The organism is Citrobacter sp. VF227 (assembly GCF_052950715.1).
Genome location: NZ_JBRFVF010000004.1, coordinates 357,585 through 368,501 on the forward strand (window position 1 = coordinate 357,585; position 10,917 = coordinate 368,501).

Below are 10,917 nucleotides of genomic sequence, written 5' to 3' on the forward strand. Positions count from 1 at the left end.
GGAGAAAAAATGAGTAACAGCAAGCATCCCCTGCGCGTAGGCGTTGGCGGCCCGGTCGGTTCGGGCAAAACGGCGCTGCTGGAAGCGTTATGTAAAACCATGCGCAGCAGCTATCAACTGGCAGTAGTCACCAACGATATCTACACCAAAGAAGATCAGCGCATTCTCACCGAAGCGGGCGCACTGGAGCCAGACAGGATCGTCGGTGTGGAAACCGGCGGCTGCCCGCATACCGCTATCCGCGAAGATGCATCGATGAATCTGGCTGCCGTAGAGGCATTAAGCGAGAAATTCGGCAATCTGGATCTGATTTTTGTAGAAAGCGGCGGCGATAACCTGAGCGCCACCTTCAGTCCGGAATTAGCAGATCTGACGATCTATGTGATCGACGTTGCCGAAGGCGAGAAGATCCCACGCAAAGGTGGTCCGGGGATCACTAAATCCGATTTTCTGGTGATCAATAAAACCGATTTGGCCCCATACGTCGGTGCCTCGCTGGAGGTGATGGAACGCGATACCCTGCGTATGCGCGGCGAGCGTCCGTGGACGTTCAGTAATTTAAAATCCGGAGAGGGTCTGGAAAAAATTATCGCGTTTCTTGAAGAGAAAGGGATGCTGCGGATGTAGTGCAGTTTATCACCGGGGGGCAGCCCACGGTTTTGTCTGCCCGGTAAGCGAAGCCGCCACCGGGCAAAAAATCACGCCGCCGGTAATTCCGCCAGCGGCCAGCGTGGACGCACGGTCACGCCAAGATCTGCCGTTGCGCCCGCTTTAAAACGCACCATGCCCGCGTAGGCGATCATCGCCCCATTATCAGTACAAAATTCCGGACGCGCGTAAAATACTTCACCACGACGTTTTTGCATCATCTCGGCCAATTTTGCGCGTAGCGTACGGTTTGCGCTCACGCCCCCTGCCATCACCAGACGTTTAAAACCGGTTTGATCCAGCGCGCGTTTGCACTTGATCATCAGCGTATCAACTACTGCATCTTCAAACGCACGAGCGATATCTGCGCGCGTCTGATCGTCATTTTCGTTATTACGAATGGTATTCGCGGCAAAGGTTTTCAGGCCGGAGAAGCTGAAATCCAGCCCCGGACGGTCGGTCATCGGGCGCGGAAAGACAAAACGTTTTTCAACGCCTTGCGAGGCAAGCTTTGACAGCATTGGGCCGCCTGGATAATCCAGCCCCAGCAGCTTGGCCGTTTTATCGAACGCTTCGCCAGCGGCATCATCAATCGATTCGCCCAGCAATTCATACTGACCGATACCGGTGACGCTAATCAGTTGCGTATGTCCGCCGGAAACCAGCAGCGCGACGAACGGAAAAGCAGGAGGATTATCTTCCAGCATCGGTGCCAGCAGATGCCCTTCCATATGGTGTACAGGAATTGCCGGCACGTCCCAGGCGAACGCCAGGGAGCGTCCTACGGTAGCGCCGACCAACAGCGCGCCAACCAGACCAGGACCTGCGGTATACGCCACCGCATCAATCTCTGTTGCCGTCAGTCCCGCCTCTTTCAGCGCGGCCTGGATCAGCGGTACGGTTTTACGTACGTGATCGCGCGAGGCCAGTTCTGGCACTACGCCGCCGTAGTCAGCGTGTAATTTCACCTGACTATACAATTGGTTGGCTAAAAGACCTTTTTCATCGTCGTAAATGGCGATGCCGGTTTCATCGCAGGATGTTTCAATACCCAGTACACGCATGACTTGTTTTACCTCGCTTTATTACCGCGCAGTGTAGGACCAATGCGGGTTGATGTAAAACTTTGTTCGCCCCAAGTGTTTCGCTCGTGTATACTCCTTGTCCTTATAAAAGTCCCTTTCAAAATCGCGTCGGTGCTTTACAAAGCAGCAGCAATTGCAGTAAAATTCCGCACCATTTTGAAATAAGCTGGCGTTGATGCCAGCGGCAAACCGAATTTATTAAAGGTGAGAGTTACATGCCGGTAATTAAAGTACGTGAAAACGAGCCGTTCGACGTAGCACTGCGTCGCTTCAAGCGTTCATGCGAAAAAGCAGGTGTTCTGGCGGAAGTTCGTCGTCGTGAGTTCTATGAAAAACCGACTACCGAACGTAAGCGCGCTAAAGCTTCTGCTGTGAAACGTCACGCGAAGAAACTGGCTCGCGAAAACGCACGCCGTACTCGTCTGTACTAATCTATTGAGAGCCAAAGCTCTCAATTCAGACTGAGTTGTAGTTGTAAGGCCGTGCTTCCGGAAGGAATGCGCGGCTTGTTTTCGTTTATACATCAGCAATTACACAAAATCATTCACACTGTATCAAGGCGGCAAGCGAGTGAATCCCCGGAGCTTACTTAAGTAAGTGACAGGGGTGAGCGAGTGCAGTCAACGCAGAGACAGTTTGAAGGATGAAGTGTAATAACGGGGCATATGGCTGGACGAATCCCACGTGTATTTATCAATGACCTGCTGGCAAGAACCGACATCGTCGATCTCATCGACGCGCGGGTAAAGCTGAAAAAGCAGGGCAAAAATTATCACGCGTGCTGTCCGTTCCATAACGAAAAAACCCCCTCTTTCACTGTAAACGGTGAAAAACAGTTTTATCACTGCTTTGGGTGTGGCGCGCATGGCAACGCCGTCGACTTTCTCATGAACTATGACAAGCTCGAGTTTGTGGAAACCGTCGAAGAACTGGCCGCAATGCACAACCTTGAAGTGCCTTATGAAGCCGGAACAGGTCTTAGCCAGATAGAGCGTCACCAGCGTCAGAATCTCTATCAGCTAATGGAAGGGTTAAATGATTTTTATCAGCAATCCTTCGCCCAACCCATCGCCGAGCCAGCACGCCAGTATCTGGAGCAACGCGGTCTGAGTGCCGAGATTGTCCAGCAGTTTGCTATTGGTTTTGCGCCGCCGGGATGGGATAACGCCTTAAAACGTTTCGGCGGAAATGTCGACAACAGGAAGCTGCTGCTCGATGCCGGAATGCTGGTCAATAACGACCAGGGAAGAACCTACGACCGTTTCCGCAATCGCGTGATGTTCCCGATTCGCGATAAACGAGGCCGGGTGATTGGTTTTGGTGGCCGCGTACTCGGTAACGATACGCCAAAATACCTCAACTCCCCGGAAACCGATATTTTCCATAAAGGCCGTCAGTTGTATGGCCTTTATGAAGCCCAGCAGCACAACGCTGAACCACCGCGTCTGCTGGTTGTCGAAGGGTATATGGATGTTGTCGCGCTGGCGCAATACGGTATCAACTACGCCGTCGCCTCGCTGGGTACGTCGACCACGGCGGACCACATTCATATGTTATTCCGTGCGACAAACAACGTGATTTGCTGTTACGACGGTGACCGCGCCGGCCGCGACGCCGCATGGCGTGCGCTGGAAACCGCGATGCCGTACATGACCGACGGTCGTCAGCTACGCTTTATGTTCCTGCCCGAAGGTGAAGATCCGGACACGCTGGTACGTAAAGAGGGTAAAGAGGCCTTTGAAGCACGGATGGAGCACGCACAACCGCTCTCCGTCTTCTTATTTAACAGTCTCTTACCGCAGGTTGATCTCAGTTCACCGGACGGCAGCACGCAGCTCGCCGCGCTGGCCCTGCCGCTGATAAGCCAAGTGCCAGGTGACGCGCACCGGATTCAGCTGCGCCAGACGCTGGGACTGAAGCTGGGCATCTTTGACGATGCGGCGCTTGATCGTTTAATGCCAAAACAGGCAGAAAGTGGCGTGGTACGCCCGCCTCAGCAGATAAAACAGACGCCTATGCGTATACTTATAGGACTACTGGTGCAAAACCCAAATCTGGCACCACTTGTACCACCTATGCATGGGCTGGCTCAGGCAAAGCTACCGGGGCTCAACCTGTTCAGCGAACTGGTCAACCTGTGTGTGGCGCAACCCAGCCTGACAACGGGTCAACTGTTAGAGAATTATCGCGGAGCAAGTGAATACGCAACACTTGAAAAACTCTCAACCTGGAACGATATAAAGGATGAGAATGTTGAAAAAATGTTCACCGACACGCTAAACCGAATTTTTGATTCAATGCTTGAACAGCGACAGGAAGAGTTGATAGCTCGCGATCGCACGCACGGTTTGAGCAGTGAAGAGCGCAGGGAGTTCTGGGAAATCAGACAGGCCCTGGAAAAAAAATGAATTTAACGGCTTAACTGCCGAATACCTATCGGGAAGCCCCCGACAGCCGCACGGAGAGGCAGCGGCAAAATATAAGTATGCCCTCGTTTTGCCGTTGGCGGTTTTACCGCCCAACACCAATCAAACGAATTAAGTGTGGATACCGTCTTATGGAGCAAAACCCGCAGTCACAGCTGAAGCTTCTTGTCCAACGTGGTAAGGAGCAAGGCTATCTGACCTATGCCGAGGTCAATGACCATCTGCCGGAAGATATCGTCGATTCAGATCAAATCGAAGACATCATCCAAATGATCAATGACATGGGTATTCAGGTGATGGAAGAAGCACCTGATGCCGATGATCTGCTGCTTGCTGAAACCTCCAACAGCACCGATGAAGACGCAGAAGAAGCGGCTGCCCAGGTTCTGTCCAGCGTTGAGTCTGAAATAGGTCGTACAACGGACCCGGTCCGTATGTACATGCGTGAAATGGGTACCGTTGAACTGTTAACCCGTGAAGGCGAAATCGACATCGCTAAACGCATCGAAGACGGGATTAACCAGGTTCAATGCTCTGTTGCCGAATACCCGGAAGCCATCACCTACCTGCTTGAGCAATACGATCGCGTAGAAGCAGAAGAAGCACGTCTTTCCGATCTGATCACCGGCTTTGTCGATCCGAACGCGGAAGAAGACATGGCGCCAACGGCGACACACGTCGGTTCTGAACTCTCTCAGGAAGAGATGGACGACGATGAAGACGAAGATGAAGAAGAGGACGACGACAGCAGCGATGATGACAACAGCATCGACCCTGAATTAGCGCGTGAGAAATTCGGTGAACTGCGTACTCAGTACGAAATCACTCGCGACACTATCAAAGCGAAAGGCCGCAGCCATGCAGCCGCGCAGGAAGAAATTCAGAAGCTGTCTGAAGTGTTCAAACAGTTCCGCCTGGTGCCGAAGCAGTTCGACTACCTGGTAAACAGCATGCGCGTCATGATGGACCGCGTGCGTACTCAGGAACGTCTGATCATGAAGCTCTGCGTTGAGCAGTGCAAAATGCCGAAGAAAAACTTCATCACTCTGTTCACTGGCAATGAAACCAGCGAAACCTGGTTCAACGCAGCAATCGCGATGAACAAGCCGTGGTCTGAAAAACTGCACGATGTGGCAGATGACGTTCAGCGCGGCCTGCAGAAACTGCAGCAGATTGAAGAAGAAACTGGCCTGACCATCGAGCAGGTTAAAGATATCAACCGTCGTATGTCCATCGGTGAAGCGAAAGCCCGCCGTGCGAAAAAAGAGATGGTTGAAGCGAACTTACGTCTGGTTATCTCTATCGCCAAGAAATACACCAACCGTGGTCTGCAGTTCCTGGATCTGATTCAGGAAGGCAACATCGGTCTGATGAAAGCGGTTGATAAGTTTGAATACCGTCGTGGTTATAAGTTCTCCACCTATGCAACCTGGTGGATCCGTCAGGCGATCACCCGTTCTATCGCGGATCAGGCGCGTACCATTCGTATCCCGGTGCATATGATTGAGACCATTAACAAGCTCAACCGTATTTCCCGTCAGATGCTGCAAGAGATGGGCCGCGAGCCGACGCCGGAAGAGCTGGCTGAACGCATGCTGATGCCGGAAGACAAGATCCGTAAAGTGCTGAAGATCGCTAAAGAGCCTATCTCCATGGAAACGCCGATCGGCGATGATGAAGATTCGCATCTGGGTGATTTCATCGAGGATACCACCCTCGAGCTGCCGCTGGACTCTGCGACTACCGAGAGCCTGCGTGCCGCAACGCACGACGTTCTTGCTGGCCTGACCGCTCGTGAAGCGAAAGTTCTGCGTATGCGTTTTGGTATCGATATGAACACCGACCACACGCTGGAAGAAGTCGGTAAACAGTTCGACGTTACCCGCGAACGTATCCGTCAGATCGAAGCGAAAGCGCTGCGTAAACTGCGCCACCCGAGCCGCTCTGAAGTACTGCGTAGCTTCCTCGACGATTAATCTCGCCGCTTAAGCATAAACGCCACCGCAAGGTGGCGTTTTTCTTTATAGTCCCCGCCTGAGCAGGGCGTCGTTCACTTCCCGATACGCTTCCACCAGTTTATCCAGCGTGATCCGGCTTAACCCGCTGGGATTCGGCAATACCCATATTTGCGTCGCGCCAATGGTCAACGTCTGTTTCCCCCACTGTGCCCCACGCTGGCTAAGGCCCTGCTCAAATGCCTGCTTACCGAGGATTGCGAGTGCGGCGGGCTGATACTCTTCTATTTTCTCAATGAGCAGACGACCGCCGTTACGCATCTCCAGGAGCTTGACTTCATTTGCTTGCACCGTCGGCCTGTCGACAAATTTCGTCACGCCGCAGCGGAAGTCCAGCAGGTGTTGCGCCTCTTCTGGCCTAAGCTGGCGATCGGTAAATCCCGCCTGATGAATGACTTTCCAGAAGCGATTCGCGGGATGCGCAAAGGGAAATCCTGTACCCGCAGAAGAGAGCCCCGGATTGATGCCACAAAATACCACCCGCAGCCCCGGTGCCAGTATGTCCTTAACCATAATTACTCCGAACAATACATCAGAGGAACAAGTATAACGGACTGAAAATACATTGTTTATAAAAACAGCATCCGTACGCTTATGTCTGGATTGCAACGCGGAGTTACTTTATAATCCATCGCCACGGCCCCTTAGCTCAGTGGTTAGAGCAGGCGACTCATAATCGCTTGGTCGCTGGTTCAAGTCCAGCAGGGGCCACCAAATAAAACAAGGAGTTAGATGAAAAATCGTCTAACTCCTTTTTCTTTGAATGCAATTTGGGTCAGGTAATGGGTCAGGTAAGGATTTGCTTCCTTCCCTCCTTATCTCTCAGCCAGCGTTCTCGGATATTGTCGCGCGATGATGTCATTAAGCTTATCGACCAGTTCTGACCGCTTAAAGGTGATGTGCGCTGTTCCCTTCTGAAAGTACTTAATCGTAAACATCTCATCTTCATAGCGCGTGCTGTGCCTGTTCTCATGAATATGATCGCCCAGGCGACGGGTAACGTCAGCCCGGTTGTCGGGGACAGGTTTTCCATCCAGCAGCATCAGCATGCGCTCAAGGTCAGCCAGGCGGTCACGTTGCCAGCCCCAGTTCAGACCAAAGCCCCACCTGTCGAATTTGACCAGCCCGGTAACGATAATTTTCGTGCCAAACTTGCAAGGGCTGTTCGTTTTGAAATCCCAGCTCAGCCCTTTAAACACGTTTATCACCCCGCGCTCAAACACCTCTCCTTTATTCTGATGCAGTTGCTCAAACGTACTGAGTATATTGGCCTCACTGACAGCCGGAATATCGTCCTTTTCCAGGCTCAGGTTCCACTGCTCACGAGCTGCAGCATCCATAAGGCTCAGCATCCCCGACTTCTTCATTAAATCCCGCCATATATCGCGATCGAGATTGCGGGTAATGGCTTTCATTGCCGTTTCTCTTTTCTCCATCAGCCAGCAGCCGCAGCGAAAATCCTGCTTCATGGCCCAGTCCAGCGCGGTTTTCCCGCCGATACTGCGGGTCAGCGTCGAAATATCATCAAGTTGCTGGATCATCGATTCAATCTGTTTTAGTGCTGTATTACGTACGGTGACGATACGTTCAATGCTGGTGGAGCAAATCACGTCAGTATGACCGGTAAAAACGTTGGGGTCGGTAGTGATAAGTTCTGACATTGTTTTTTCCTTTATATAAAGAAAAACGCCAGCGAGTAATGGCTGGCGTGTATTTGTGGACAATGAATACGGCCCGGTGGCTAACTGGCTTACCAATCAAAGGTGCCGAAATCCGGCAACAATTGACCGGAAGCCTCAAGGTGAATGATGCCCACGTCATAGCGGCGAATGAGCGTCATCACCAGCCGGCGACAGGCTTTTGACAGCCCTAGGCGTTTCAGACGCAATACCGGATACGACCACGCTGCAAGGCGGATCAGGTAACCGGATCCGGTGAAATGGATCCATTCAGACTCACCAAAATCGGTCGTCTGATGCGACAGGGCATACAGCAGTGCATTGTCTTCCTCCGTGATATGTGCGGTACTGCAGCAGATCCCCGGTAATGTTGTTAACGGAAACAATGGTGATCCAGCGGTTGCCTTGCCTGGGTCATCGGCGATCCGCAGTGTGCCGCCGTTGTCGCAGACCACATTGATCAGGTCAGTGAGTTCGATCCCGTCGATATCCACGCTAATTCGGCCCAGGTTAAGGGCCAGCACGTTGATGGAGTCGGCTTCCACGGTGAGAGACAGCTTCATCCTGCCATCCTGCTGTAATTGCCGGTGGTTATGTCGGTCACCGCTCTGTAGCCCGTGCGGGCCATCAGCCCGGTCGCCTTACGCGCCCGCAGAATATCGATACTGCTGAGAAACGGTGATGAGGTTTCAGCGCTGAAGCCGCTGCGGTCAGTGCGCACAAGGTCGTATTTTTCGACAATAAAATTGACGGCATCACACAGGGAGATACCGGCGTCAATGTGTTCCTGAATAACACCATCGTTACCAAACGGGGTGTCGTTGAGCGTGAGACCGTAATGACGGTCGAGCAGATGCGTCAGCAGGGTTTGCCAGACGGTCACCGGCGACGGACGTGACGGTGCCGTCCGCCGGGAAGATGCAGACATGATGTACATAAATTTTTTCTCTTTGTCAGGGTTTTAAGTGAAAGAAAGGTGTGGCGGGGTTTATGACGTTACTGATAGTGTCGGATAAATCGCTATATAGATATAGCCATGCGATCCGAGTGAATCGGCCTCGCAGGTCAGTCCCTTTGCATACAACGTGACCCGGTGCGGGTGGCGGGGAGTGAGTTCTCCGGTAGTGAGCATCAGTTCCATCTGCTTCATCAGCAGCGGAAACGCCTGGTCCAGATGGCGTAAATCCGCGTCACTGAAGGTCCCGGTAATACTGGCGCGGTCAGCCAGGTAGTGAAGGCGGTTGCCTTCCTGCACCAGTCGTGCGCCAAAGCACGGGGTAATACTGTGCTGCAGACCCCAGCGCGGGGCATCCATCTTGTCATGTGTGGTGTGGTCGATGTCTGGCATGGTTAAGCCTCACTTAAAAGTGGATTAAGCCGTGTTTCAGTATGAGGGGGTCAGCCGAAACGCTGACCGGTGTCGGTGAAGGTGTATTCGTTTGCCAGAATGGCCTCATCCACCGCAGCCGGTGAGGTCAGCCAGTCGTACTGGTTCTGAAGCAGGCAGTACAACCAGTGGGCTAGGTCATACAGTGCTTCGCTGAGGGCCGTTACTGTATCTTCAGTGATGTCCTGAGCAACAGGACCATGACGGGTAACAGTGATATCCATGCTGTACTCATGGTAATAACGGCCCCGGTGCTGAATATCCGCCTGAAGCTGCCAGAAGTGACACTGCTGGACAGCCTGCAGTTCGTCGGCGATACGGTGAAGTTCTTCGTCGTGCGGGGCATGCTCCCGGATGTTCCGGGCGGCCTGCGACTGGTAGCGATAGTGCCCCTCGAAACAGGCCCCGTCACCCTGACTGCAGAAACCGGAAAACCAGATACAGGCTTTTTCACGATGTCTTCCACCGGCTGTGGTGACGGTACGGGTCCTGAGCCTCACCCCGAGGATGCTGCAAATCAGTGCGAAGTTGTCGTAAATATCGCTGTACCAGTCATACTCCGGCCCCCCTTCGTTGTACCAGTCGCGGGCTTTCTCGCGGGCAGGCTCTGAGAGTTCATCCAGCGTATAAACGGTGGTTGAGATAATTCTGCTCACCGGTATTCTCCTTTATTCAGTTCAGCGTGACGCAGCGCAGGACGACATACGGGCCGTTGCGGTCCTGACGGCGCTCTGCGAACACGGCCAGCACACCGCGGATATCCTGCACCTCCCGACCGGCATAGTGACAGATACTGCCTGACCACTGATACCGGCCAGTACAGAAGCTAAACAACCTGGACTGCGGATACTGGCGGTATAGCGTCATCGCCTGACGTTTGGGGATGATTTTCACAGGCTTACTCCTTACAACCAGCCGCGTTCAGCAAATGAAATGATATCCATCCCACCGACAACCAGATGGTCCGGCAGACGAATATCCACCAGGTCCAGAGCTTGTTTAAGACGTTCCGTGAGGCGCCGGTCAGCCTGACCGGGTTCGGCCATGCCGGATGGATGACAGTGGGCGACTATGACCGCTGCGGCGTTGTATTTCAGCGCAGCCTTTACTACTTCGCGGGGATGGACCTCCGTGTGGCTGAGAGTGCCGGTGAACAGCGTCTCGTGGGTAATGAGGCGGTGCTGGTTGTCGAGGTACAGCGCCATAAACACCTCCCTTTCTTCCCCGGAGAGGTTCAGACGCAGCCAGTCGCGGGAGGCATGCACGGAAGTAAATGCCGCGCCGGGTTCGCGTAACTGGCTCTCCAGCAGGGCTAAGGCCTCCCGGATGGTCTGCTGCTCTGCCGGAGGGAGTGCCCGGGCAAACAGCGGAAGTTGTTGTTCCACAGAGGCCTCCCTCAGTCGATGATGTACATGATGGCGCGGCATTCAGGATGCGCCAGCGCGTAGTCCCGCAGGCGGTAATAATGCGCGGCCATGGCATCGCATTCAGTGCGACAGGCATGGTGGCTGTACTCCAGCAGGCAGGCGGCAATCCCGGCGGCTTCCGCGCTCATGTCCGCGCCGTTGCCGTTCATGTCATTAAACAGCGTCCATTTATCCTCATTACCGTCTTCCGGCTCCGGGGCCATAAACGCGCCGCCGTTGCTCAGCGTGTAGAACTGCCAGACACCGCCGC

14 protein-coding genes and 1 tRNA gene are annotated in these 10,917 nt (G+C 53.5%); 5 read left to right on the forward strand and 10 right to left on the reverse strand.

From position 1 onward, the window contains the following. Positions 1 to 9 precede the first annotated feature (9 nt). Positions 10 to 627, forward strand: a complete 618-nt coding sequence (ureG, locus tag ACU8YC_RS16235) for an urease accessory protein UreG (RefSeq protein WP_151217758.1) — start codon at positions 10 to 12, stop codon at positions 625 to 627. Between the two features lie 71 nt (positions 628 to 698). Here the strand turns inward: ureG and tsaD are convergent, their stop codons facing one another. Next, entirely contained in the window at positions 699 to 1,712 is a 1,014-nt protein-coding gene (gene tsaD, locus ACU8YC_RS16240; protein ID WP_252838740.1) for a tRNA (adenosine(37)-N6)-threonylcarbamoyltransferase complex transferase subunit TsaD, read from the reverse strand. A gap of 236 nt (positions 1,713 to 1,948) precedes the next feature. Between tsaD and rpsU the strand changes: the two genes are divergently transcribed. The 3 genes from rpsU to rpoD all read left to right on the forward strand — a co-directional run bounded on the left by rpsU (position 1,949) and on the right by rpoD (position 6,135). Beyond that, positions 1,949 to 2,164, forward strand: a complete 216-nt coding sequence (gene rpsU / locus ACU8YC_RS16245; RefSeq protein WP_001144069.1) for a 30S ribosomal protein S21 — start codon at positions 1,949 to 1,951, stop codon at positions 2,162 to 2,164. 234 nt (positions 2,165 to 2,398) lie between these two features. Next, on the forward strand, positions 2,399 to 4,141 hold the full coding sequence (dnaG, locus tag ACU8YC_RS16250) for a DNA primase (protein ID WP_446895548.1): 1,743 nt from the start codon (positions 2,399 to 2,401) through the stop codon (positions 4,139 to 4,141). Between the two features lie 149 nt (positions 4,142 to 4,290). Then, complete coding sequence (rpoD, locus tag ACU8YC_RS16255; RefSeq protein ID WP_151217760.1) at positions 4,291 to 6,135, forward strand: RNA polymerase sigma factor RpoD; 1,845 nt, start codon at positions 4,291 to 4,293, stop codon at positions 6,133 to 6,135. Between the two features lie 45 nt (positions 6,136 to 6,180). Here the strand turns inward: rpoD and mug are convergent, their stop codons facing one another. Next, positions 6,181 to 6,687 (reverse strand): G/U mismatch-specific DNA glycosylase, encoded by a 507-nt coding sequence (gene mug / locus ACU8YC_RS16260; RefSeq protein ID WP_151224374.1) that lies wholly within the window; start codon positions 6,685 to 6,687, stop codon positions 6,181 to 6,183. 125 nt (positions 6,688 to 6,812) lie between these two features. Here mug and ACU8YC_RS16265 point away from each other — a divergent pair. Next, a tRNA-Ile gene (locus ACU8YC_RS16265) sits at positions 6,813 to 6,888 on the forward strand. 101 nt (positions 6,889 to 6,989) lie between these two features. Here the strand turns inward: ACU8YC_RS16265 and ACU8YC_RS16270 are convergent. The 8 genes from ACU8YC_RS16270 to ACU8YC_RS16305 all read right to left on the reverse strand — a co-directional run. Next, positions 6,990 to 7,835 (reverse strand): DUF4942 domain-containing protein, encoded by an 846-nt coding sequence (locus tag ACU8YC_RS16270; protein ID WP_446895549.1) that lies wholly within the window; start codon positions 7,833 to 7,835, stop codon positions 6,990 to 6,992. A gap of 89 nt (positions 7,836 to 7,924) precedes the next feature. Next, complete coding sequence (locus ACU8YC_RS16275) at positions 7,925 to 8,416, reverse strand: DUF5983 family protein (protein ID WP_446895550.1); 492 nt, start codon at positions 8,414 to 8,416, stop codon at positions 7,925 to 7,927. Continuing rightward, positions 8,413 to 8,790, reverse strand: a complete 378-nt coding sequence (locus ACU8YC_RS16280; RefSeq protein ID WP_446895551.1) for a TA system toxin CbtA family protein — start codon at positions 8,788 to 8,790, stop codon at positions 8,413 to 8,415. The genes ACU8YC_RS16275 and ACU8YC_RS16280 overlap by 4 nt, the downstream gene beginning before the upstream one ends. A gap of 51 nt (positions 8,791 to 8,841) precedes the next feature. Further along, positions 8,842 to 9,201, reverse strand: a complete 360-nt coding sequence (locus ACU8YC_RS16285; protein ID WP_446895552.1) for a type IV toxin-antitoxin system YeeU family antitoxin — start codon at positions 9,199 to 9,201, stop codon at positions 8,842 to 8,844. Between the two features lie 50 nt (positions 9,202 to 9,251). Next, positions 9,252 to 9,896 (reverse strand): antitoxin of toxin-antitoxin stability system, encoded by a 645-nt coding sequence (locus tag ACU8YC_RS16290; protein ID WP_446895553.1) that lies wholly within the window; start codon positions 9,894 to 9,896, stop codon positions 9,252 to 9,254. A gap of 16 nt (positions 9,897 to 9,912) precedes the next feature. Next, on the reverse strand, positions 9,913 to 10,134 hold the full coding sequence (locus ACU8YC_RS16295) for a DUF987 domain-containing protein (protein ID WP_446895554.1): 222 nt from the start codon (positions 10,132 to 10,134) through the stop codon (positions 9,913 to 9,915). An 11-nt stretch (positions 10,135 to 10,145) separates the two neighbouring features. Further along, positions 10,146 to 10,625, reverse strand: a complete 480-nt coding sequence (gene radC, locus ACU8YC_RS16300) for a RadC family protein (protein WP_446895555.1) — start codon at positions 10,623 to 10,625, stop codon at positions 10,146 to 10,148. A gap of 11 nt (positions 10,626 to 10,636) precedes the next feature. Beyond that, positions 10,637 to 10,917: antirestriction protein (locus tag ACU8YC_RS16305; RefSeq protein ID WP_446895556.1), on the reverse strand; the 281-nt coding region annotated here is incomplete at its 5' end.

What these genes read in the sequence shown, in the direction of transcription:
- ureG (WP_151217758.1), top strand. Translation starts at nt 10, where the DNA reads ATGAGTAACAGCAAGCATCCCCTGCGCGTAGGCGTTGGCGGCCCGGTC.
- tsaD (WP_252838740.1), bottom strand. Translation starts at nt 1,712, where the DNA reads ATGCGTGTACTGGGTATTGAAACATCCTGCGATGAAACCGGCATCGCC.
- rpsU (WP_001144069.1), top strand. Translation starts at nt 1,949, where the DNA reads ATGCCGGTAATTAAAGTACGTGAAAACGAGCCGTTCGACGTAGCACTG.
- dnaG (WP_446895548.1), top strand. Translation starts at nt 2,399, where the DNA reads ATGGCTGGACGAATCCCACGTGTATTTATCAATGACCTGCTGGCAAGA.
- rpoD (WP_151217760.1), top strand. Translation starts at nt 4,291, where the DNA reads ATGGAGCAAAACCCGCAGTCACAGCTGAAGCTTCTTGTCCAACGTGGT.
- mug (WP_151224374.1), bottom strand. Translation starts at nt 6,687, where the DNA reads ATGGTTAAGGACATACTGGCACCGGGGCTGCGGGTGGTATTTTGTGGC.
- ACU8YC_RS16270 (WP_446895549.1), bottom strand. Translation starts at nt 7,835, where the DNA reads ATGTCAGAACTTATCACTACCGACCCCAACGTTTTTACCGGTCATACT.
- ACU8YC_RS16275 (WP_446895550.1), bottom strand. Translation starts at nt 8,416, where the DNA reads ATGAAGCTGTCTCTCACCGTGGAAGCCGACTCCATCAACGTGCTGGCC.
- ACU8YC_RS16280 (WP_446895551.1), bottom strand. Translation starts at nt 8,790, where the DNA reads ATGTACATCATGTCTGCATCTTCCCGGCGGACGGCACCGTCACGTCCG.
- ACU8YC_RS16285 (WP_446895552.1), bottom strand. Translation starts at nt 9,201, where the DNA reads ATGCCAGACATCGACCACACCACACATGACAAGATGGATGCCCCGCGC.